This window comes from Acinetobacter courvalinii, assembly GCF_014635545.1.
Lineage (GTDB): Bacteria > Pseudomonadota > Gammaproteobacteria > Pseudomonadales > Moraxellaceae > Acinetobacter > Acinetobacter courvalinii.
On record NZ_BMDA01000001.1, the window covers coordinates 1542027 to 1565082 of the forward strand.

General features: G+C 42.2%; 19 protein-coding genes. 12 read left to right on the forward strand and 7 right to left on the reverse strand.

Annotated elements, in window-relative coordinates; translation table 11 throughout:
- Window positions 1–13 precede the first annotated feature (13 nt).
- From IEV39_RS07020 to ychF, 6 genes are all read left to right on the forward strand, one after another.
- A complete protein-coding gene (locus IEV39_RS07020; RefSeq protein WP_005285164.1) occupies window positions 14–1237 on the forward strand; it encodes an SfnB family sulfur acquisition oxidoreductase in 1224 nt (407 codons plus the stop codon).
- A complete protein-coding gene (locus IEV39_RS07025) occupies window positions 1237–2649 on the forward strand; it encodes an LLM class flavin-dependent oxidoreductase (protein ID WP_005285161.1) in 1413 nt (470 codons plus the stop codon). The genes IEV39_RS07020 and IEV39_RS07025 overlap by 1 nt, the downstream gene beginning before the upstream one ends.
- Before the next feature lie 27 nt (window positions 2650–2676).
- Window positions 2677–3507 carry a MetQ/NlpA family ABC transporter substrate-binding protein gene (locus IEV39_RS07030; protein WP_005285159.1) on the forward strand — a complete coding sequence of 277 codons (831 nt, stop codon included), beginning with the start codon at window positions 2677–2679 and terminating at the stop codon, window positions 3505–3507.
- 11 nt (window positions 3508–3518) lie between these two features.
- Window positions 3519–4589, forward strand: coding sequence for a methionine ABC transporter ATP-binding protein (locus IEV39_RS07035; RefSeq protein WP_005285154.1), 1071 nt, complete (start codon window positions 3519–3521; stop codon window positions 4587–4589).
- Window positions 4570–5229, forward strand: coding sequence for a methionine ABC transporter permease (locus tag IEV39_RS07040; RefSeq protein WP_005285151.1), 660 nt, complete (start codon window positions 4570–4572; stop codon window positions 5227–5229). Before IEV39_RS07035 ends, IEV39_RS07040 begins: the two co-directional genes overlap by 20 nt.
- A gap of 94 nt (window positions 5230–5323) precedes the next feature.
- Window positions 5324–6415, forward strand: coding sequence for a redox-regulated ATPase YchF (gene ychF / locus IEV39_RS07045; RefSeq protein WP_005285148.1), 1092 nt, complete (start codon window positions 5324–5326; stop codon window positions 6413–6415).
- Window positions 6416–6575: 160 nt separating this feature from the next.
- Here the strand turns inward: ychF and IEV39_RS07050 are convergent, their stop codons facing one another.
- The 4 genes from IEV39_RS07050 to IEV39_RS07065 form a co-directional block, all read right to left on the reverse strand.
- On the reverse strand, window positions 6576–7286 hold the full coding sequence (locus tag IEV39_RS07050; protein WP_005285145.1) for a hypothetical protein: 711 nt from the start codon (window positions 7284–7286) through the stop codon (window positions 6576–6578).
- Window positions 7273–8886, reverse strand: a complete 1614-nt coding sequence (locus IEV39_RS07055) for a glycoside hydrolase family 19 protein (RefSeq protein ID WP_005285142.1) — start codon at window positions 8884–8886, stop codon at window positions 7273–7275. The genes IEV39_RS07050 and IEV39_RS07055 overlap by 14 nt, the downstream gene beginning before the upstream one ends.
- Window positions 8883–11747 carry a type VI secretion system Vgr family protein gene (locus tag IEV39_RS07060; RefSeq protein WP_005285140.1) on the reverse strand — a complete coding sequence of 955 codons (2865 nt, stop codon included), beginning with the start codon at window positions 11745–11747 and terminating at the stop codon, window positions 8883–8885. Before IEV39_RS07060 ends, IEV39_RS07055 begins: the two co-directional genes overlap by 4 nt.
- A gap of 263 nt (window positions 11748–12010) precedes the next feature.
- Window positions 12011–12544, reverse strand: a complete 534-nt coding sequence (locus tag IEV39_RS07065) for an Mpo1 family 2-hydroxy fatty acid dioxygenase (RefSeq protein ID WP_005285137.1) — start codon at window positions 12542–12544, stop codon at window positions 12011–12013.
- A gap of 106 nt (window positions 12545–12650) precedes the next feature.
- Between IEV39_RS07065 and IEV39_RS07070 the strand changes: the two genes are divergently transcribed.
- Window positions 12651–13355 (forward strand): Crp/Fnr family transcriptional regulator, encoded by a 705-nt coding sequence (locus IEV39_RS07070; RefSeq protein WP_005285135.1) that lies wholly within the window; start codon window positions 12651–12653, stop codon window positions 13353–13355.
- A 203-nt stretch (window positions 13356–13558) separates the two neighbouring features.
- Window positions 13559–13876, forward strand: a complete 318-nt coding sequence (locus tag IEV39_RS07075; RefSeq protein WP_005285132.1) for a hypothetical protein — start codon at window positions 13559–13561, stop codon at window positions 13874–13876.
- 119 nt (window positions 13877–13995) lie between these two features.
- Here the strand turns inward: IEV39_RS07075 and IEV39_RS07080 are convergent, their stop codons facing one another.
- A complete protein-coding gene (locus tag IEV39_RS07080) occupies window positions 13996–14469 on the reverse strand; it encodes a hypothetical protein (protein WP_227554504.1) in 474 nt (157 codons plus the stop codon).
- A gap of 38 nt (window positions 14470–14507) precedes the next feature.
- Complete coding sequence (locus tag IEV39_RS07085; RefSeq protein ID WP_005285126.1) at window positions 14508–14972, reverse strand: hypothetical protein; 465 nt, start codon at window positions 14970–14972, stop codon at window positions 14508–14510.
- Between the two features lie 186 nt (window positions 14973–15158).
- Between IEV39_RS07085 and IEV39_RS07090 the strand changes: the two genes are divergently transcribed.
- The 4 genes from IEV39_RS07090 to dapC all read left to right on the forward strand — a co-directional run bounded on the left by IEV39_RS07090 (window position 15159) and on the right by dapC (window position 20770).
- On the forward strand, window positions 15159–15548 hold the full coding sequence (locus IEV39_RS07090; protein WP_005285124.1) for a tautomerase family protein: 390 nt from the start codon (window positions 15159–15161) through the stop codon (window positions 15546–15548).
- Between the two features lie 121 nt (window positions 15549–15669).
- On the forward strand, window positions 15670–16887 hold the full coding sequence (gene purT / locus IEV39_RS07095) for a formate-dependent phosphoribosylglycinamide formyltransferase (protein WP_171067888.1): 1218 nt from the start codon (window positions 15670–15672) through the stop codon (window positions 16885–16887).
- A 24-nt stretch (window positions 16888–16911) separates the two neighbouring features.
- A complete protein-coding gene (gene glnD / locus IEV39_RS07100) occupies window positions 16912–19575 on the forward strand; it encodes a [protein-PII] uridylyltransferase (protein WP_005229869.1) in 2664 nt (887 codons plus the stop codon).
- A gap of 25 nt (window positions 19576–19600) precedes the next feature.
- Entirely contained in the window at window positions 19601–20770 is a 1170-nt protein-coding gene (gene dapC, locus IEV39_RS07105; RefSeq protein ID WP_005285120.1) for a succinyldiaminopimelate transaminase, read from the forward strand.
- Between the two features lie 43 nt (window positions 20771–20813).
- Here the strand turns inward: dapC and IEV39_RS07110 are convergent, their stop codons facing one another.
- Window positions 20814–23018 (reverse strand): TonB-dependent receptor, encoded by a 2205-nt coding sequence (locus tag IEV39_RS07110; RefSeq protein WP_032883146.1) that lies wholly within the window; start codon window positions 23016–23018, stop codon window positions 20814–20816.
- Window positions 23019–23056 lie beyond the last annotated feature (38 nt).

Genomic DNA, 23056 nt, shown 5'->3' on the forward strand with positions numbered 1-23056 from the left:
GGAGAAAATCACCATGACCTCATATCAAGAATTACAAGGTTTTGCCAAACCCCATTTAAAAGCGGCACATATCATTCAAAGCGATGCAGAAGCATTGGAGATTGCTACGCAACTCAGTCAGCAGTTTAAACAATCTGCGGTTGAACGTGATGCCAATCGAAACTTGCCATTTACCGAAATTGAAGCGTATAGCCAGTCAGGTTTATGGGCAATTACCGTACCTAAACAGTATGGCGGTGCAGAGGTTTCCAGCCACACCGTTGCCAAAGTGATTGCCCTATTTAGTGGTGCGGATGGTTCAATCGGTCAAATTCCACAAAACCATTTTTATGCACTGGAAGTATTACGCAATACCGGTACCGAAGCACAAAAGCAGCGTCTCTATCAGGAAGTATTACAAGGTGCACGGTTTGGTAATGCGCTGGCTGAGTTTAAAACCCGTACCTCAGCACATAAACAAAGCGCCCTAACTCCAAGCGAAAATGGTTATCTGATTCAAGGGGAAAAGTTTTATTGCACGGGTAGCCTGTTTGCCCATCGTATTCCAACCCTAGTGGTGGATGAATCTGGACGCGAATTTCTGGCTTTTGTGCAGTGCGACAGTCAAGATTTGGAACTGATTGATGACTGGTCTGGTTTTGGGCAACGGACTACAGGCAGCGGCACAGTCAAGTTTAATCAGGTCTACGTTGCCAAAGAGGATGTGATTCCGTTTGATACTGCCTTTAAACAACTGTCTTTGGTCGGCCCATTTGCGCAAATCATGCATGCTGCAATCGAAGTCGGGATTGCTCGCGCGGCCTTTGAGGAAACCTTGCAACGCGTGCGTGTCGCTCGCCCCTGGATTGATGCCAATATTGAATCAGCAACCCAAGATCCGTTAACTCTATCTGAATTGGGTCGTGTCGCGACCGATGTTAAAGCCAGTGAATTACTCCTCAAACAGGCAGCTCGATCTGTTGATGCTGCCAAACAGGATCTCAATTCAGAAAGCTTAGCCAAAGCCTCAATTGATGTTGCCAAAGTTCGTGCGCATAGTAGCGAAACTGCATTAAAGGCCTCATCGAAACTGATTGAACTGGCGGGCAGTCGTGGCAGTCAACGTGCCGATGGGCTGGACCGTCACTGGCGTAATGCGCGTGTACACACCTTGCATGATGCTGCACGCTGGAAATATTACTTCATCGGTAATTATGTATTGAATGGCATTCTGCCTCCACGTCGGGGGACATTGTAATGACGCAAACCACTGCAAAAAAAATTTTACTGAACGCCTTTGATATGAACTGTGTCGGTCATATCAATCATGGCCTATGGACACATCCGCGTGATCAGTCACATCGCTTTAATGAGCTGAATTATTGGACTGAATTGGCACAGACCTTGGAACAGGGTCTGTTTGATGGCTTATTCCTCGCCGATATTACCGGTGTTTATGATGTCTATCAGAATGGTATTGAGCTGACATTAAAAGAGTCAATTCAACTGCCAAGCCATGATCCGTCTACCCTGATTTCAGCCATGGCTTTGGTCACAAAGAATTTGAGTTTTGGTGTCACGGTCAATCTCAGCTATGAGCAGCCCTATCAATTTGCACGGCGTTTTGCCAGTCTCGATCATTTAACCCAAGGTCGTTTGGGCTGGAATATTGTCACCGGCTATTTGGACAGTGCCGAACGCCTGATCGGACAAAAAGGCTTAAAAGATCATGATGCGCGTTATGATCAAGCCGAGGAGTTCTTACAGCTTTGCTATCAATATTGGGAAGGTTCCTGGGAAAATGACGCCTTAAAGAAAGATAAACAACAACGCGTTTTTACTGACCCAAATAAAGTCCACTCGATCAATCATCAAGGGCAATATTACCAAAGCCAAGGTGTGTTTCAGGTTGCGCCGTCGGTACAGCGCACACCAACACTTTTTCAGGCTGGGGCTTCACCGAAAGGACTACAATTTGCCACGCGTCATGCAGAATGTATTTTTATTGGCGGTGATCAACCCGAAAAGATTCGTCAGCAAGTCAATAAAATACGACTACAAGCACAGCAACAAGGTCGAGATGAAGATGCAATTAAAATCTTTGTCGGCATTACCGTGGTTGTGGCTGAAACACATGAACTTGCCCAGCAAAAACTGGCTGAATATCGTCAATATGCCAGCCCAGAAGCAGGTTTAGCACATTATGCCAGTTCAGTCGGTATTGATCTTGCCAAGTTTGCAGATGATGAAGCGATTCCGTATCAAAAGAGCAATAGCATTGCTTCCGTCAATGAGAAATTTAAAGAACAGCGCATCAGCAAAAATGATCTAAAAGCCCAACATGTGCTGGGTGGACGTTATCCCCTGATTGTAGGGAGTGGTGCTGAGGTTGCGGAATACCTGATTGATCTGCTTGATCAGACCGGTATTGATGGTTTTAACCTGACCCGTACGGTTGCACCTGAATCACATCATGATTTTATTCGACTGGTCATTCCAGAGTTACAACAACGCGGACGTTATAAAACTGAATATGCCACAGGTTCATTACGCAATAAGCTTTTTGCCCAAGGGGACCATTTAGCTGCCAGCCATCCTGCTGATCAGTTCCGATGTAGAACGCATAACAACACAGATACCCTAAAAATAATTGAAGAAATTAGTGCTTAACATTAAAGAAAAGAATTGGAGAAATATATGGCTCAAACAGCCTCTAAAAAATGGCTCGGTATTGGCCTGGTCGTTGTTGTTGCGATTATTGCCTTACTGGTCTGGAATAAACATAGACAAAGCAGTAATAGTGAACTGGTAATTGGAATAAGTCCTTCTTTTGCCCATCCGCTTCAAGTCGCAGCGGATGAAGCCAAACAACAGGGATTAAATGTCAAACTGGTCGAGTTTTCCGACTGGAATACTCCGAATATCACCTTAAGTCATGGCGATATCGATGCCAACTTTTTCCAGCATCAGCCCTTTCTGGATAATGCCATTAAAGAAACCGGCTTTAAGTTAAAATCCTTTGCTGCAGGTGCAGCGTCGCATGTGGGGCTGTATTCAAAAAAATATAAAAGTTTTAATGAACTGCCAAATGGCGCTACTGTTGCCATTCCGAATGATCCCGTCAATCAAGGGCGCGCACTACTCCTTTTACAGCAAGCCAAGTTAATTGAACTGAAAGATAGCAATAATCATCTTTCTGCACTGAAAGACATTACCGCAAATCCGAAAAACCTCAAATTTACTGAAGTTGAAGGACCGCAAACTGCACGTGCAATTGACGATGTTGATCTCGCTTTTGGCTATCCACATTACTTACGTTTGGCCAAAACGGCTGACCCTGAAAGTGCCTTGTTGTTTGATGACAACACCAATAAGCGTTATGCAATTTTATTTGTGGTGCGTGATGACTATCAGGACAAAGACAACAAGCTACAGAAATTTGTCGAGATTTATCAAAACTCTCCAAAAGTGAAAGCGGCCTTGGATAGCGATTTCGGTCCAACGTTGTGGTTCCCTGGCTGGAAATAAGGAGAACGATGATGGTGAGTTTTGGTTCACAAGTCGATTTTTCAGTTCCACATCTGAAAATACGCGGTTTAAACAAGTTTTATGATGTACAGGGCCAACGCTTACATGCCTTAAAAGATATTCATCTTGATATTCCCAAAGCACAAATTGTCGGAATTATCGGAAAAAGCGGAGCAGGTAAATCTTCCCTGCTCCGCACTCTAAATGGCCTAGAATCCATTGATACCGGCAGCATCCTGATTCATCAGCAAAATATTGCTGAACTCAGCCATGCCGAGCTGATCAAGACCCGGCAGAAAATTGGCATGATTTTTCAGCATTTTAATTTAATGTCTGCCAAAACGGTGTGGGAAAATGTGGCTCTACCATTGCGGATCGCAGCTTATGACAAGGCTGAGATTGAGCAACGGGTCAGTGATGTCCTGAAACTGGTAGGTTTGGATGCAAAGCGACATGATTATCCCTCCCAACTGTCTGGAGGACAGAAACAACGTGTCGGTATCGCACGTGCCTTGGTGTCGCAACCTGAAATCCTGCTGTGTGATGAAGCCACTTCTGCACTCGACCCGGAAAGTACCACCAATATTCTGGCTTTGCTGAAACAGATTAACCAGGACCTTGGTTTGACCATTGTTTTGATCACCCATGAAATGCAGGTCATCCAGGAAATTTGTGATCAGGTGGTCGTGATTGATCAGGGTGAAATCGTTGAGTCTGGACAAGTCTGGTCGGTATTTTCCAATCCGCAACAACAGATCACACAGGAATTGCTCAATTTTGAACAGGTGAATTTACCTTTTGAACTGAGTCCAACCATTCTGCCTCAGAGTACCCATCAGCTTTTAAAACTGAAATATGTCAGTGAATCGAAATCGGTGCCTGATTTTTATGAATTACTGGATAGATTTAACAGCCCCGTTCAGGTGTATTACAGTCAGATTGATACTATTCAGCAGCATAGCATTGGTTGCTTAGTCATCGGGATTGGCAATCTCGAATTTGATCTGAACAGCCCCCAATTTGCAAAACATCCAGCAATAACACAACTTGAGGTGATCGGTTATGTACAATCAACTCATTGATCTTTTACTGACAGGCACCACCGATACCCTGATTATGGTTGGTGTTTCTGCGATTCTCGCCTTTTTGATTGGTTTGCCGATTGCCTTGATTCTGGTCAGTACCGCCGATTTTGGCATTTATCCGTCCAAGAAAATCAATCAGTCCTTAGGCTGGATCATTAACATCACTCGATCAGTCCCCTTCCTGATTTTAATGGTGGCTTTGATTCCGTTTACCCGCTGGATCGTCGGCACCAGTTATGGTGTGCTTGCCGCAATTGTACCTTTGACTATCGCCGCGATTCCGTTCTTTGCCCGTATTGCCGAGGTCAGCCTACGCGAAGTCGATCAAGGGCTGATTGAGGCAGCACAAGCAATGGGCTGTAATCGCAAGCAGATTCTTTGGCACGTGCTGCTCCCGGAAGCATTACCCGGTATTATCGCAGGTTTTACCGTGACTATTGTTACCATGATCAGCTCTTCTGCTATTGCCGGTGCAATAGGTGCAGGCGGCTTAGGAGACATTGCTTACCGTTATGGTTATCAGCGTTTTGATATGCAAGTGATGCTTGCTGTGATTTTAGTTCTGATCGTTTTGGTCATGTTGGTGCAGGCCACTGGCGATCACATTGCCCAACAACTGGATAAACGTAAAGTTTAAGCCCGAATGGATCATCCACTCTAGCCATGACTTTGTCATGGCTTTCATGTAAAATCAGCAGCAATTTTTATATTACACATTTGTGAGTGGTTTCATGGGTTTTAATTGCGGTATTGTTGGTCTGCCAAACGTAGGTAAATCTACATTATTTAATGCATTAACAAAGGCAGCGATTGCTGCTGAAAACTTTCCGTTCTGTACCATTGAACCGAACACAGGCATCGTACCCGTACCAGATCCACGTTTGGACAAACTTGCTGCGATCGTAAAACCACAACGTATTTTACCAACCACGATGGAATTCGTTGACATCGCCGGTCTGGTAGCAGGTGCATCTAAAGGTGAAGGTTTGGGTAACCAGTTCCTTGCCAATATCCGTGAAACAGATGCGATTGCACACGTGGTTCGTTGCTTCGAAGATGAAAATGTCATTCACGTAAATGGTAAAATTGATCCATTAGATGATATTGCAACCATCAATACCGAACTTGCCCTAGCTGACCTTGATACCGTTGCTAAAGCATTGTTACGCTTAACTAAAGCGGCAAAAGGTGGTGATAAAGAAGCGCTTGCAACCAAAGCAGTGCTAGAAAAAATCCAGCCTTTACTTGATGAAGGTAAACCGGCACGTGCCGCTGACCTTTCTGATGATGAGCATAAAGCAGTACGTGGTTTTGGTTTAATGACCCTTAAACCAACCATGTATATTGCCAACGTAGCTGAAGACGGTTTTGAAAACAACCCGCATCTTGAAGCAGTACAAAAGCTCGCTGCTGAAGAAAACGCGATTGTTGTGCCACTTTGCAACCAGATCGAAGCTGAAATTTCATTGCTTGAAGATGAAGATCGCGCTGAATTCCTTGAAGCAATGGGCATGGAAGAACCAGGCCTAAACGTGGTAATCCGTGCTGGTTATAAACTGCTTGGTCTACAAACTTACTTCACTGCGGGTGTACAAGAAGTTCGTGCCTGGACAGTTAAAGTGGGTGCAACTGCGCCACAAGCAGCTGGTGTGATTCACACTGACTTTGAAAAAGGCTTTATCCGTGCTGAATGTGTTGCCTATGATGACTTCATTCAATTCAACGGTGAAAATGGTGCCAAAGAAGCGGGTAAATGGCGTTTGGAAGGTAAAACCTATGTCGTTCAGGACGGTGATGTCTTGCACTTCCGTTTTAACGTTTAAGTCATTTTTTTGATTTCCAAACCGCCAATGAGGAATTTATTGGCGGTTTTTTTATTTAAAATATTCATTTTAAATAAACACTTTATCAATACCTATGTGTATAGATAACAATCCAATAAAGATGCACATTTATAATTCTTATCTATTTTACAAACCATAATCAAAGAATATCAGAAATTTTAATAAACCCATTAACCACACCTTTTCGTCCACTATATTTAACACTCAAATAAAAATCGTCATTAAATTTTTCAACACCAATTATATCAACAACATCTCCTTCAATAAGATAAGAGTTTGTTTTTTTAAATTCCTCATTATACAAAATAGATTTATCTACACTGATTAAAACTCTTTCAACCTTTTCACCAGCATCATTTTTCAAAAAATAACTCTTACTTTTAGTGAAAAAAATTGTACTTAACTGGACATTATCTCCAAGAGTTTTTAATTCTTCCACTAAATAGTACTTATTATTTTTCATCTTATAAACTCTTGTATAACTCACTACACCATCTTTAAAACGCTCCAAAATTGTTTTTTCTTTTTTTAGAAATTCTGGATCATATAAGGAACTCAAATAGAATTTTTTTACAGAATTTTTATATAACTCAAATATCTTATATTCTCCACTAAGGTTACAATCCTCAGTATAATTAACAAACAAATACTTTCTACTATCATTTGTCAAGTTTTCAATAAAAAAACTATTTTCCTCAAAACAAAAATCAGAATCATTAAATAGAAATATTTTAGAACCTCCTGTTTTGAAAAAAATTTTATTTCCCTCATGGAGTAATTTATCATTTGCAGATGCGTGTATTGAAAGTGAGAGTAAAATTATAGAAAAAAATTTACTATATAAATCCATTTCTTTTCTCCGCTTCTTTTAAAATTTTCAAAAATAAGATTTTTCTTTCCGCCATTCCTACATAACCACCATTAATTTTCTTACTGACTTTTTCAACAACCCTTAAATGTTCAGAATCTGTATAAAACCCATTCAAATCGCTATAACTCTGACTAACAATAGCATCCGCATTTTTAAACTCATTAAATGCCCATACTGAGCTTTCTACCGCATGGAACAAATTATTACAGAGAAGTTCTGGATCTTTTACAACATCAATTCCTGAATAATTTTTATATTTTTCGTATGCACTTTTCCAAGTTAATTGGATAAGCCCCCTACCTTTATATTTAGGGCCATCACCAGGAGAAGTATTTCCTTCTTTTAATATTTGCTTACGTCTTTTACAAGATCTGCTTTTTTCTATTTCACATACGGAGGGGGGGAAATTTGAAATATCATAATCTTGTCCGCTAGCATATTCAATTAATGTTCGAAAATGATCACATTCATGATAAATTTGGGCAAGAAAATGACACAGCATTAACTTATCCTTAATCTTATATTTAATGAGACACTTATTCAAAGCAGGAACAAATTGCTCCGGCGAGGAATTCTGAGTGGTTCGTCCCGCCATATTTTTGTGTGAAAACAATTTCCCTGATCCATAAACCTCTTTAAAAAAGCTTAGAGAGACCACTTCTCCTCTTTCTGTATCTTCTATTCTTCTCGTTATGCTCGGCTCATTTACTGCAGTTTTCCCGTTTAATACATCCACATCTAGTTGTAAATCTACAAACTCTGTTTTTACTCTTTTAACCGTAAAATTCACAGAATCTAAAGGTTTTCCATCTGGCTTATAAACCGTTAATTTAATTTTTTGCCCAACCCAATTATACAGCTTTAACTTACCTTCTTTGACCTTTAGGGTTTGCTTCTGATTATTATCAAAAATCATTTCTACAATAGTATCATCAACAGCATAATGATTACCTAATCGATCCAAAACTTTAATCAAGGTAATACCTTTAAAGCTATCGTAAGCTTCATCCAGCTGAACTAAAATAGGGCTCTCTATTTCATTGCCAGAATTCGCCGAACTTTTTAAAATAAAGTTATCCTTTGATGTCAATACTAGAATTTCGATATCACGATTTGGCGAAGATAAGACTTCAACTATCCCTTTTTCATTGGTATAACGCTCATAAGCACTGGTTTTTCCTTTCGGTCTAGACTGAACAGGGAAATTCTTCATAATTTTCCCATTACTATCCACTACTTTAAAAAATGTACTTACAATTCCTTTAGCCGACGAAGGCTGTTTACTTTGTTTATATTCCTCTATTGTTTTAGGCAGTTGAACTTTAACAGGATTCTCTGCTGACGACGCAATAGAGGAATCTATGGTTTTGAATACCGTATAATCTTTTTGATTCTGCGGTTTAGCTAATAATTCCACCTTCCTGTGTGGAGATGCCTGAAAAACAAATAAACCATTAGAATCAGCTTTTTGAGTATTGGCTTTAGAGGAACCTTGATATCTAGACTGAACATCCAAATGACCAAAAGACTGTCCAGATTTATCATAAAATTTGGCTGTAATGGTGACTAAGTTACTCATTGGTCGGCATCCTCTTCCGTATCTCTTTCATCACTTTCTTGTTCATAAAGCGCTTCTTCTAATAGTTCATCAATATTTTCACTATCAGGCAGATCCAGCTTTAAGCGTGGAAGATCTGAATTAAAGATCAGTGCTGTAAAGTCGGTTGTTTGCGGTGTGTAGAAGCGTAGTGAACTCACTTTATTTTCAGAATCAAGTTGATCCATTTTTGTTTTTATGAGGTTGTTACTCTTTCGGTCTAAAATAAAGATCTCTTTTTTTCCTTCAGATTCTATATTCCAGTTATAGTTCACCTGATTGCTAAACAATGTCTTGGCTGTTGGCAGGCTCAATTTTGGAACTACAATATTCGCCCCACCTTCAAACCGATGCTGTCCCGCCTTCACCTCAAACTTACCGCCTGTAGTTGGGAAAATCCCTGAACCATTCAGCTTGATTTGTGAAGACCCTGCGGTAAATACAATTTCTTTGGGGCTGATGATTTCAATCCGGTCTTCAGTCGAAATAATCTGAATACCTTGTTTGGCAAACAAGTCCATACCATCCGACTGGGCATGCGCTTCAAATTTTCCTTTTGCAGCAACCTGCTTGATCCCATGTTGCGCAGCAAAAAGGCTGATCCTGTTCTGTACATGCGCAATCAAGTTCTTTTGCGTGCTCAGGTTAATACTCTCGCCCGCAACCTGATTAATCTGGCCCTCTGCTGAAATATGAATATCTGCATGGCTACTCAAACCAATGCCATCGGGTGAACTCAGTAACAGCAACGCCTTATTGAACTTGGCAATCTTTGCTTCGATCTGTGCAGCGAATTCTTTGAGTTGAGCTAATGATTCAATTTCATCGGTCTGCTGATGCTTGGCCACTTCACTCAGTGCTGTAGCATTGCTGTGATTGTCTTCGAGCTGTTGCTTGGCAGGTTGTGCATCCAGTTGTTCACCTTGCGCCTGCTCTTGCTTGTGCGTCGAAAATAATAAACCTTCACCTGCACGCACAGCGCCCCATTGGTCCGTCCGTAGTTCAAATCCTTCACCACGGTCATCGCTTTCAGCCGTGTCTTTCGGATAACTAAGCTTGCCGAGATTGAGTTGGCTCGCAGCATGGCTACTTTGTAGTTGGGCACTGATCTGCCCCTGAGTATCATCAAATCTCAATTGATTAAAGCCGCTACCTTGGTATTCTCTGGACTTGATTCCTGCCAGTTTCTTGGTGTCAGGCAGCTTGCCTATATGATCGAATTTAGTCGGACTGCGATGGGCTTCATGAATTCGTCCAGCAACAAATGGTCGGTCGATATTGCCATCAAAGAAGTTGATCACCACAATCTCGCCAATGCGTGGCAAGAAGCGTGCGCCATAGCCTTCGCCAGCCCAAGGCGTCAGCACATCCACCCAGGCAGAGTCGGTATCATTATTATTGGCGCCTGCGCCACCATCATGCTGATGATCCTCTGCACGAGTAAACAGGAAGCGAACTTTAATCCGTCCCCACTCGTCCACATGGATCTCTTCACCTTCAGGCCCAACCACTTTTGCCCGCATGGGATGAGCAGTCGGTCTAAGCGTGAAGGGATGATATTCAGGTACGATTTTGATACTACGGCGCTGCAGGGTCAGTTGATTCGCCTGACGTTCCTCACGATCTTCAATATGCCAGTCACTTTCGGTTAATAACTGGTTGATCTGTTGTTTTAAGTCTTTCGGCAAATTATTTTGGTTATAAAACTGTTTGGCTGTAATCAGAAATTGCTGATCACCGCCTGGGTGCAGATTAATTTCAGGATGTTCTGCGAGCTCAAACCAGTATCCAACATGCGCGTCGCGAACGGTGGTATGGGCGACAAAATGTTTTGATTGCAGATCATGATAGTGCACTCGGTTCTGGGTGAGTTTTTCAATCTGTACATTACCCGACTCAGTTGCGCCATCTTCACCGTTGAGGTCCTGCATCCATGCCGGGCTGAAATGCCATGCATCTTCGAGTGCAAGGGAAGCTGCATCATGGTCTTGGCTATGCTGATGTTTGGTTTGAACACTGCCCGCACCGTCTTCTTGCTCCAGTGTATCAGCTTGCCACCGCTGGATATGTACAGCGGTTGGCTGTAGACGATGTTGTGCCCTCAGGCTGGTCATGCTGTCATATTGTTCCGTGGCATTGCTGCGATGGTAACGAATCGTTCTTCGGTCTAAAGCTTGGTATTGACTATTGTCATCAATAAGGCGAAGTTCTTGTGGCTGGATCTGGCGATTACTATTCGGAACAGTAAGCGCTGCTTCTTCTATTAAGGTGCTAATTCCTTCCGAACAGAGCAACCGTTGAATAAACTCGATATCCAGCTCATTCGACTGCATCATAAATGGCCGAATATCGTAGTTTCCTGTGAGCCCGCTCAGATCAAGACTTAAACTGGAAGCAAATAAAGCACTACGTTGCTGCCACTCACGGAACAATATTTCTATAACCTCAACCGCAGACTTATTCATAAATACGCGACTGTTACGTCGTTGTTTCCATAGCGTGGTTGGATCTTCTAAAGTGAGCTTATACAGCGTCAGGCTACCATCCGATTGTCCTTGCAGTGCCTGAGTAATGATCCCTGTGACGCGGGCGAATTGACCTTGATCCGTCACCATATCAACCGCTGCTTGGCTGCCGATAAATCGTTTCAGGGGAATGGCCGCATCCGTGGATAGGCAGATCAGCTCTGCCTTGAATCCAGCATTGAGTTGGTGTTGACCATCAATACGTTGCAGGAACACCTGAGTATTTAAATTCTGATTTGAAAAATGAATAGAAATGGCACGCTTTTGGGTAGTTAGTCCTATTTTTTCTAATAGATACTCAATATTGTTGAATTTCATCCTAATATTTTTTATATGAAACGATTTAATTATTTATTTTAAATGAGGAAACAGTGTTTTATTTACCACTTTAGATCATATTAAATAGCAGTTTATGCCTTTATTATATCTAACAGAGATAAATAGGCCCTTCGAAATCTTTTTTGATTTTTTAAGAGATTAAGCGTATTAAAATTAAAATATATAAAATCTAAAAAAAACCTGAAAGTTAAACAATTTCTGTCTAACTTTCAGGATTGAATTGTATAAAGCAATCTATTTGCTTAAGCGACTGTCTGCGGCTTCATATCCATTTCAGCACGCTTGATGTGGGCTTCTTTTAAAATCCGCTGGTGTAACGGTTTACGAAAGCCAAGCAAGAAAACGAATTCAGCCAGCACAAATAACGGTCCAATGGCTAAACCAATCACATCATCAACAAAAGCAGGCTTTTTCTTTTCAAAATAATGCCCCACGAATTGGAACACCCAGCCCACCACAAAAATACCGATACTGGCCCCTAGCCAGCTCCACATCGATAAAGCCGCAATTTTTACGGCCAAGGGATAAGCCAAGACAAAAAGAATCAACATCAGGCCACCAAACAGCTTATCCAGTGAAATATAGTAAATGCTACTGACTACAATGAGTAGCATGGCTAATGTGATTGCAAAGCCAGAAATTTCAATACCTGCACGTGCCGTTAAACACAAAATAGAAAAAACAATTAAAGGAATACCCACAAAATGGGTCACAATATTATTTCGATCCAGATGATAAGCTGCATACTGGCTGAGTAGACGTTCCAGATTTGTCATTTTTCTTTCCTCATATCATTCGTTTATGCTGTTAATCTATAACAAATAGTGTGAGCAAGTTGTCACGTAGCTGACAAATGGACATCTTTTTAAACAAGGAACAATCGTGTTAGAGCAGCTTTATATTCAGCATTTAAAACAAAACGCATGGTTTAGCCACTTAGCAGAGCCTTTTCAAAATTTTATTCTTGAACATGGCAAAAAATACACTGTTGAGAAAAATGCGGCTGTTTTTAGCGCACAAGATCGTTTTGATGGGGTCTATGGCGTGCTGGAAGGCTCGATTAGTCTGGGTTATATCGATGTCAATGGTAACGAAGCCATCGCTGCAATTGCTGAACCGATCATGTGGTTTGGTGAAATTTCCCTGATTGACCGGCAACCCCGCTCGCATGACGCGATTGCATTGAAGAAAAGTGTGGTACTGCAAATACCAGCGCAACCGCTCAATGATTTCTTGCTCCAAAACCCCTATTACTGGTATTACTTTGCCCTGCTCACCAGTCAAAAATTACGCTATGTATTTTTAGAACATATTGCGATTCAAACCCAAAGTATTGGCCAGCGTCTGGCGCAGCGGCTGTTATTTATTTTGGAAGGTTATGGTAACCGTTCATCGATTCAGGACTTCAACATTCAGATCTCACAGGACCAGCTGGCCAATATGCTGACTGTTTCCAGACAAACCATCAATCACGAACTGAATCAGTTTGAAAAGCAAGGTGTGATTCAGTTGGGTTTTAAAAAAATTGCAGTACTCGATTTAGAAGGTCTCAGAAAATTGGCCACGGTCGGTTATCTAAAAGAGTAAACCTGAACTTTTGTATTTTAAATTGATAAGCACCGCATTTTTTGCAATATGCTTTTAAACTTAAACCTAAATTAAAAGACAAACTCTCACTATAAAATGCTACGCATGCTCTAAAATATTTCACAAAATCAGTCTGCTTTCCTCTCATCAACACGCTTACATTAAGGCTAAGCACTATCGCTTACCCGATGCAGATGACAATCATGAGAAAAATTGCAACGATTCTAACAGCAGGCTTATTTACCGTACTTAGCGCTAGCGCATTTGCCTGCCCGAAAGGAACTCAACTCCAGGGCGGTACAGGACCAAATCACAAAGGTGGTAAATGTGTTGCAACAAGTGTGGTAAAAATCAAGAAAGCAGCAACTAAAACCACTCAAACCGCTAAACATGACATGACGAAAATGAAAGATACGAGCAAACATGATGCAATGAAGGCAGCAACAGACAGCAAAAAAGTAGCCAGCATCACAACAAGCAAAGCTAAACAAGAAGCCGCAAAAACAGTCAAAACCTCATAACCGTTTGATGACTTTAACCATAAAAAAGCGAGATCAATGATCTCGCTTTTTTATTGAAACAACATTCTGCTATCCAGAGCTAACAATCCAAGCTGGGATAAATTGCTAATGAGATGATTTTAACGTGGAGCTTTGGCCAATTTCATTTTTTTGACAATATTATTAGCCTGACGCAATTGCTCCTTGGCGGGCAAGCGATCATCTACTAGGTAACACCATAATTTTCGATCTGAAATAGGTCTATAAACCCCTTGTATAACCGTTGCTGGCTGTCCATCAATCATAACGCCTAAACCAATCAACTGATTAAATAGACCTTGATCTTGGCTTTGCGTATTTTTGTTGGCCAACTGATTAAACTTTTTCTGTGCAGAAGCTGAAATTTCAATTTCAACAACTGCGCTTCCATCAACAAGAATCGCCTTTGCATTGACTAGTTCATTGGCAGTAAAAAAGGGAGACAAACTCACAAATTGAAATGAACTATCATTAGAAAAATGTACAGGCTTGGTCTTCGGCATTTGCAGCTGATAGGCAAGATGGAACTCTACTTGCGCATAACTGGTATTTATTCCCAGTAAACCAAATAGCATCAAGAAAACCATAAGATACGAAAATACATTTTTCACTCCTACTTTGGAGAAGTATTCCCTAAAGCCGGATTATCAATCGCATCTTTACATTGTGCTTTATCACGCTCATAGTCTGCCTGCTTTTGGGCAGATACATTGTCTTTATCTTTAACATCACGTGCCCAGGTATCCAGACTGGTCAATGCCTTACGGCACAACGCATATTTCCCTTCAGTCACCGAGTCTGTCATTTTGACATTAATTCGCCAATCGGTACTGAGCTGGCGTAATGGCTTTCTGACCTTCTCTTCAATTTCAGCCGTTTGCTTGTTATAAACAATTGGATCAATTTCATTAATCAGTTTCCATGCAGCATTGGCATAGCTGGTTGCATCATTATTCAGTTTTGGCGCTGGCTTGATCTCTACCTTCTGTTTTGGCTCATCGCCTGAGTTACCACAAGCTGCCAATAAAAAGGCACTACACAACAGAATTGCTGTTACACGCGTATTTAGATTCGTCATATCAGATCGCCGATGAAACATAAGGCCATTATGCTAGTCAATTTGGGAATAATTCTCAATCATTGTGACATTTTAATCATGCATAGCACGCGGGCTAATTCAATGCAGAGGCATGGTTTTCTCGCGACCTATTTGCTTTATATTGTGAACAGTCAAATAAACAATACTTCAGGAAGCAAAACATTCATGTCGCAAGTTAAAATTTATGCCTTACAACAAACCATTGAGCAGTTTAGAAACCAGCTTTCCCATGCCATTCATCAAGCGTTGGTAGACAGTCTGAATTACCCAGTCGAAAAGAAATTTCAGCGTTTCATCAGTCTTGCGACCCGTGATTTTATTTATCCGCAAGATCGCAGTGAAAATTACCTGATCATTGAAATCTCCATGTTTGAAGGCCGCAGCAATGAAGCAAAAAAACGTTTAATCCGGTTACTTTTTACTTATATTCAACAACACTGCGGAATCTCTCCCCACGACGTTGAAATCACCATTTTTGAAACACCAAAAGTGAACTGGGGCATTCGTGGACAGCCTGCTGATGAATTAAAACTAAATTACCAAGTCAATGTCTAAATCAATCAAAGGGCTGTTTAACCGTTATTTTTGTCTGACAAAAAGCAGGTTTTTTTGTGATATATAGGCTTAATTCCGTAAAAAGTTCTGCTATGCTTAAACACAAATTACTCAGGATAGGATTATTCGCATGAGCGTCACTCTTGGAACTCCACTTCAATCTTCTGCATTTAAGGTTTTACTGTTAGGTTCTGGAGAGCTGGGTAAAGAAGTGGTGATTTCTTTACAACGTCTGGGTGTCGAAGTTCATGCTGCAGACCGTTATGATCATGCACCTGCCATGCAAGTCGCTCATTATGCTTATACCCTGAATATGGCCGATCCAGCCGAATTAAAACAACTGATTGAGAACATCAAACCGAATCTGATTGTTCCTGAAATTGAAGCGATTGCCACTGAAGTCTTGCTTGAAATTGAACAAAATAAAACCGCTACCGTAATTCCTTCGGCCAAAGCGGTCAACCTGACCATGAACCGTGAAGGGATTCGTCGTTTAGCTGCTGAAGAGCTTGGCCTCCCGACTTCGGCTTATCGCTTTGCCAGCACTTTAGAAAGTTTCCGCGCTGCCTGTGACGATATAGGTTATCCAAACTTTGTTAAACCAGTGATGTCATCTTCTGGTAAAGGCCAGTCTCGCGTAAAAAGCTTTGATGAGGTGGATGCCGCTTGGGATTATGCAATGCAAGGCGGCCGCGTGAATCAGGGTACCGTGATTATTGAATCACAAATTGATTTCGATTTTGAAATTACCTTATTGACTGTCCGCGCCAAAAATCCGGAAACGGGCGAAGTTGAAACGCATTTCTGTGATCCGATTGGACATCGTCAAGATGCAGGTGATTATGTCGAAAGCTGGCAGCCACAAGCGATGACGCCTGCTGCGCTACAAGAAGCCAAGCGTATTGCCAATAAGGTCACTGTTGCATTAGGTGGCTGTGGTATTTTCGGGGTTGAGTTATTTATTAAGGGCGATAAAGTCTGGTTTAGTGAAGTTTCTCCTCGTCCACATGACACCGGTTTGGTGACGCTGGCTTCACAATTCCAAAGCGAATTTGAACTGCATGCCCGTGCCATTTTAGGTTTGCCTGTGAATACTGCCCGTCACAGTGTGGCGGCAAGTGCAGTGATCTATGCGGGTGTGGATGCCAAAAATCTCAGCTTTGCTGGCTTGAATCTTGCTTTAGCTAATCCAGATACAGACTTACGCCTATTTGGAAAACCGGAAGGTTTTAAGCGCCGTCGTATGGGTGTTGCCACTGCACGTGCTGAGACCACAGATCTTGCGCGTGAATTGGCCCAACATGCCGCAGACCAAGTGAGCGTACACACTAACTCTTAACCTGAATTGAGTAGACCCATTTTCATGATCAATACATCTCCATTGTTGAACTACGTCACCAGTCATCATGATATTCAAGCCATTAATCAATGGCGAACGGATGTAGAAAAGCAATTACAGGAGAGTTATGAAAATGGGCAACCCATTCGTGAAGTGATTGGTGCGCGTTCCGACTCGATTGACGAAGCACTGATCTTTCTATGGAATCATGCGGGTTTAAACCAGACTGAATTGGGCCTATTTGCAGTGGGTGGCTATGGCCGTCATGAAATGCTGCCCTATTCAGATACCGATATCATGATTTTGTCTGAGGATGAAATCAGTGAAGAACAAGAAAAACTTATTTCGACCTTTATTTCTTCTTTATGGGATGTCGGTAATTTCAAACCCGGCATCAGCGTTCGGACCATTCAAAACTGTGTTGAACAGGCGATTAATGACCTGACCGTTGCGACCACGCTGATTGAAGCACGTCTGATCACAGGCAATCCGCAACTGGCAAAGTGGCCGCGTCGTATCGTGGCACAGACATGGACGGATCAAACCTTCTATGATGCCAAAATGGCTGAACAGGCCAAACGCTACGCACAACACAACAACACGGAAAGCAATCTGGAACCTGATATTAAAAATGCCCCGGGCGGTATTCGCGATATCAACCAGATCGGCTGGATTGCCAAACGTCATTTCCGAGTCAATCGCATTTATGATCTGGTGCATTTAGGTTTTATTACCGAGTTTGAACTTGGGGTACTTGAAGAAGCAGAAAGCTTTTTATGGGAAATCCGCACCCAGTTACACCGTCTAGCCAAACGCGATGAAAACCGCCTGTTGTTTGAATACCAGCGCGATATTGCCGCAAAATTTGGCTATGTCCGTGAAGAAGGTCAACCGGTTAATTTTGCCGTTGAACAGTTTATGAAGCGCTATTACCGTACCGCGCAACAGGTCTCCACCCTGAATGAAATGCTACTGGCCTATTTCAATGAATCGGTGATTACGCCTCGTCTGCCAGATTATGAACGCCACATTATCGACATTAATGAGCGCTTTAAAATTGTCGATGGGAAATTGGCTGTTCAACATCATAAAGTTTTTTCAGAAGAACCGATTGCCATCCTAGAATTATTCTATCTGTTGGCAAATCGTCCTGAAATTACCGGGATTCGTGCCCGTACCCTGCGTCTGCTGGTATTGGCTGCCAAACGGATTGACCAGCGTTTCCGCGATAATCCGGAACATCAGGCCCTGTTCATGTCGATTATCCGTTCACCGCATCTGTATAACACCATGGTGGCGATGAAACGTTACGGCGTGTTGGGCAATTACATTCCCGCATTTGGACAGATCACCGGCTTGATGCAATACGACCTGTTCCATATTTATACGGTCGATGCGCATACCTTATTGTTACTCCGTAATTTAAGCCGTTTCAAAGAACCTGAATTTGCCAAAGAATTTCCGGTGGTCAGTTCCGTGTTCCAGCGTATTGCCCGCCATGACATCGTGTATATGGCTGCGATTTTCCATGATATTGCCAAAGGCCGTGGTGGTGATCACAGTGAACTCGGCGCGATCGATGCCATTGAATTCTGTCGCACCCATGGTTTTACCGAACGTGAATGCAAGCTGGTAGCATGGCTGATCAACAATCACCTGTTGATGTCACTGACGGCTCAGAAAAAAGATATTTCCGATCCGGATGAAGTCAAAGACTTTGCTGAAAAAGTCGGGGATATGGAGCATCTCGATTATCTCTATACCCTGACGGTCGCCGACATTAATGCCACGAATCCTAAACTCTGGAATACATGGCGTGCATCATTGATGCGTCAGCTGTATACCTATGCGCGTGATGTGATCCGTTCGGGCTTGGGTCGTCCAGTCGACTATCAAATGCTGATTGAAGATACCAAATTTGCGGCCAGCGAACTCCTGGTCAATGACTTCTCCCTTGCTGAAGTAGAGAAAGTCTGGCAAGAGCTGGGCGATGAATACTTCGTCAAAGAATCAGCCAATGAAATTGCATGGCATACCCAAGCCATTCTGCAACACGGCGATAATCCCGAACCTTTGGTGTTATTACGTGCGCATCGTAATGCAGCAGATGATGCGGTGCAGATCTTTATCTATACTCGTGATCAGCCAAACCTATTTGCCACAACGGTGGCCGTATTAGACCGTATGAATCTGGATGTTCAGGACGCACGTATTATTACCGCCTCAACCTCATTTAGCCTGGACACTTATCTGGTACTGGATCGTTTTGGCACCTTGTTGACTGACCCAGAACGTGAACGCAAAGTGAAAGCCGCTCTAGTCGATGCCTTAAGTCATTCCGACCAGTATCCGGGGATCATGCAACGCCGTATCCCGCGGCATTTACGTCATTTTGATGTACAAAATACCGTAGATATCGTGTTGAACCCGACCTTACAGCAACATATGGTCGAGATTTCCACACTGGATCAACCCGGACTGCTGGCGCGTATCGGTGGCTTGTTCATGCTGCAAGGTCTGGATATCCATTCGGCCAGAATTGCCACCTTGGGTGAACGTGCCGAAGATATTTTCTTTGTCACCAAGAAAAATGGTGTCTTGCTCAGCGATGAAGAAGTCAAAACTTTTGTGGAAACACTAAAAGCCGCTTTGGATGAAGCATCGAATCAAATTTGTAATCCATCTTAAATTTTATTGTTTGGTAACTGTTTAAATGAACTCTAGCTTGTCGTTATTGCATCCCTATCCTTTTGAAAAGTTAAACCAACTGTTTAAAGAGATACAACCTGCCAATTTACCGTTGATTCCCCTGTCAATTGGTGAACCGAAACATCCAGCGCCAGAGTTTGTGAAGCAGGCAATTATTGATAATTTTGCCCATTTATCGACCTACCCAAACAGTAAAGGCTTACCTGAGCTGCGCCAAAGTATTGCACAATGGCTTACAAATCGCTTTAAGCTGAACCAGATTAGTGCAGAGGATCATATTCTGCCCGTTTCTGGCACACGCGAAGGTATTTTCTCTTTTGTACAAGCCTTGATTAAGCGTGAAGATGCACCTTATGTGGTGATGCCAAATCCGTTCTATCAGATTTATGAAGGGGCAGCCTTACTGGCAGGTGCAAAACCTTATTTCATCAACTGTACCGAAGACAATGGTTACTTGGGTGATTTTGATGCGGTTCCTGCGGAAGTATGGGAAAAAACAGCATTACTGTTTGTATGCACTCCCGGCAACCCAACGGGTACGGTGCTGTCAAAAGAACAGTTTAAAAAGTTGATTGCCCTGTCTGATCAATATGATTTTGTGATTGCATCAGATGAATGCTATTCAGAACTCTGGTTTGATCAGGCACCGATCGGTCTACTCGAAGTTTGTGCGGAAATGGGTCGTGACGATTATAAAAACTGTATCGTATTCCATTCACTTTCTAAACGCTCAAACCTGCCGGGTATGCGCTCTGGCTTTGTTGCGGGTGATGCAACTTTATTAAAACCTTATTTGCAATACCGTACTTATCATGGTGCTGCAATGCCGGTACAAAATCAATTGGCTTCAATTGCAGCATGGAATGACGAAACACACGTTGAAGAAAACCGTCAGCAATACCGTGCCAAATTTGATTTATTCCAGTCAGAACTCGGTCATGTATTGCCATTACAAAAACCGGATGCGGGTTTCTACTACTGGTTAAAAGTGGATAATGATGAAACTTTTGCCAAGATGTTGATGGAAAAAGCACATATTAAAGTTTTACCGGGTCGTTATCTATCTCGTGACACAGAACAAGGAAATCCGGGTGAAGGTCATGTGCGTATGGCCCTGGTTGCAGATTTAAGTCAGTGTGAAGAAGTGGTAAAACGCCTTAAAGCCATTCTATAAATAAAAAATCCCCGAATATTCGGGGATTTTTTAGCGCTATAAATTAGAAATCAAAACTTGCACTGAGCATAAAGGTACGCGGTAGACCTGCAACCACATAACCATTATTGGTGTTTGCAATGCTATTGATATTGTCAGATAGACCTATAGAAGACCAATAGTCTTTATTGAAGACATTATTCACTTTAAAGTTGAACGTCGTTGGGGTTTGTCCAAGCTGGGTTTTATAGTTTGCACCGATATCCAGCGTCGTCCAGTCATTCACTTTTAACTTATTGTCCAGACTTGCATAAGTCGAGCCTGTATAAGTCAATTGTGCATTTAGGGAAATCTCTTGCGGAACTGGCAACGCCCATTCAGCACCTAAATTGGCCTGGAACTTTGGCACGCCAACTTCATTATTGCCATCATATAAGGTAGATCCTGTATTTTTTTGCTTGGCATGTAACCACGACGCACCGCCCAATACCGTAATCGCATCAGTCAGCTTGCCATAGGTATTTAGCTCGACACCACGGTGTACGTATTCACCTGCATCACTAAATACCCCATCTTGCAAGACACCACGCTGCTTATTAATGTCAAATAAACTGATACTCGCACCTAAACGATCATTTTCGTATTTAGCACCCATTTCTTTTTGCTTGGCAACAAAAGGTTTAAGCGTAGTGGTTGCATCCGCAGTGGTATTAGTTAACCCTTTCGCCAATGATTCGATATAGTTTGCATATACAGAAAATTCTGGCGTTAGTTTATAAGTCACACCTAAAGCAGGCGTCCATTTCGCCTCATTATAGGCTGGATTGATTTTACTTCCATCGGTCTGATAGTTATAAGTTTCCTGCATGATCTTTTGATAACGCGCACCAAGCATCACAATCAACTTATCATCAAGCGCAGAAATATTATCCCCAATCGCGATACTTCTTAGACGGGTACGGGTGCCAAGCTTAGGATCATTAACACGCTCTGGATTACCAATCGTCAATTCAGGTGCATTGCTATAATCTGGATGAAGAATATTAGTGGTATTACTGTCGCTCATGGCCCAGCCATTACGGGTATTTTGCTGAAATGCAGAGCCTGATAACACTAGATTATGCTGGATAGAACCTGTCTGTAACTTACCACGAACACCAATTTCACCAGTATTCACCATATCGACCCGACCATTGTCAAAGCGTGAATATTTCGCATCGCCATTAGAAGGGTTTTTTAGAGTCGGATTTGCAAGACTATTTTGCTCTTCACCATGACGGAAACCATAAGCTGCATAAGCGGTTACTGCATCATTCAAATCATATTCTGCACGGTAACTACCAAACACATCTTCTTCGTTGGAATAGGTCCATTTTTGTGCATAGTTACGACTCGCCTTTATTGCAGCAGGCACTTCAGTCAAACCCGCAAGTGAAATATTAGGCCGTGTCGCAGTTAAACGATTATTGCTATAGCCCATATCTCCAGATAAACGTAGGTGATCACCACGGTAGTCTAGACCAATTGAAGCCAGACCTAATGAGTTTTTTTCATCATCAACGCTGGTATTGCCACCATGATAAGCGGTGTTTACACGTACACCAAACTCTTGGTTTTCGCCAAAGCGACGAGACATATCACTGGCAATTTGGCCACCGTTAAAATCTGTACCAACCGTAACACGGTTTAACGGTTCATTACCTGCACGTTTTGGCAATAGATTAATTGCCCCACCAATTCCGCCATTGCCCGGCATCGCACCATTTAAGAAAGATGAAGCACCTTTAAGCACTTCGACACGTTCAAATAGCTCTGTTGGAATATATTGGCGTGGCAGAATCGAATATAAACCATTATAAGCGGTATCATCCGAACCTAAATTAAAACCTCGGATGTAATAAGATTCCTGAAAGTTTCCGAAACCACGCCCAACACGAACGCTTGGATCAGCCTTTAATACATCCCCTACACTTTTAGCTTGCCTGGACTGAATATATGCATTGGTATAACTGGTTAAGTTGAATGGTGTATCCAGATTCTTCTGATTACCAAAGATCCCGACCCGACCACCACTGGCAACTTGCCCACCCGCAAAAGGCTCCATTAAACCATCTGCTGATGCATCCGCACTGGCAGTAATACGAATTGTATTTAATGTCACGCTTACATCCGCTGCTTGCCCCTGTTGTAGTTCATCTGCAAAAACGGCCGTTGTCCCCATTGAAGCGCATGTCATCATCAATACTAATGGTTTAAGTTTTCTACCCATGATTTATTTCAGCCGACTTTAAAAAAACCGCATAATAA

What these genes read in the sequence shown, in the direction of transcription:
- IEV39_RS07075 (WP_005285132.1), top strand. Translation starts at nt 13,559, where the DNA reads ATGAGAAAAATTGCAACGATTCTAACAGCAGGCTTATTTACCGTACTT.
- IEV39_RS07025 (WP_005285161.1), top strand. Translation starts at nt 1,237, where the DNA reads ATGACGCAAACCACTGCAAAAAAAATTTTACTGAACGCCTTTGATATG.
- glnD (WP_005229869.1), top strand. Translation starts at nt 16,912, where the DNA reads ATGATCAATACATCTCCATTGTTGAACTACGTCACCAGTCATCATGAT.
- IEV39_RS07065 (WP_005285137.1), bottom strand. Translation starts at nt 12,544, where the DNA reads ATGACAAATCTGGAACGTCTACTCAGCCAGTATGCAGCTTATCATCTG.
- IEV39_RS07080 (WP_227554504.1), bottom strand. Translation starts at nt 14,469, where the DNA reads ATGCTATTTGGTTTACTGGGAATAAATACCAGTTATGCGCAAGTAGAG.
- IEV39_RS07040 (WP_005285151.1), top strand. Translation starts at nt 4,570, where the DNA reads ATGTACAATCAACTCATTGATCTTTTACTGACAGGCACCACCGATACC.
- IEV39_RS07035 (WP_005285154.1), top strand. Translation starts at nt 3,519, where the DNA reads ATGGTGAGTTTTGGTTCACAAGTCGATTTTTCAGTTCCACATCTGAAA.
- IEV39_RS07020 (WP_005285164.1), top strand. Translation starts at nt 14, where the DNA reads ATGACCTCATATCAAGAATTACAAGGTTTTGCCAAACCCCATTTAAAA.
- ychF (WP_005285148.1), top strand. Translation starts at nt 5,324, where the DNA reads ATGGGTTTTAATTGCGGTATTGTTGGTCTGCCAAACGTAGGTAAATCT.
- IEV39_RS07090 (WP_005285124.1), top strand. Translation starts at nt 15,159, where the DNA reads ATGTCGCAAGTTAAAATTTATGCCTTACAACAAACCATTGAGCAGTTT.
- IEV39_RS07110 (WP_032883146.1), bottom strand. Translation starts at nt 23,018, where the DNA reads ATGGGTAGAAAACTTAAACCATTAGTATTGATGATGACATGCGCTTCA.
- IEV39_RS07050 (WP_005285145.1), bottom strand. Translation starts at nt 7,286, where the DNA reads ATGGATTTATATAGTAAATTTTTTTCTATAATTTTACTCTCACTTTCA.
- IEV39_RS07030 (WP_005285159.1), top strand. Translation starts at nt 2,677, where the DNA reads ATGGCTCAAACAGCCTCTAAAAAATGGCTCGGTATTGGCCTGGTCGTT.
- IEV39_RS07085 (WP_005285126.1), bottom strand. Translation starts at nt 14,972, where the DNA reads ATGACGAATCTAAATACGCGTGTAACAGCAATTCTGTTGTGTAGTGCC.
- dapC (WP_005285120.1), top strand. Translation starts at nt 19,601, where the DNA reads ATGAACTCTAGCTTGTCGTTATTGCATCCCTATCCTTTTGAAAAGTTA.
- IEV39_RS07060 (WP_005285140.1), bottom strand. Translation starts at nt 11,747, where the DNA reads ATGAAATTCAACAATATTGAGTATCTATTAGAAAAAATAGGACTAACT.
- IEV39_RS07055 (WP_005285142.1), bottom strand. Translation starts at nt 8,886, where the DNA reads ATGAGTAACTTAGTCACCATTACAGCCAAATTTTATGATAAATCTGGA.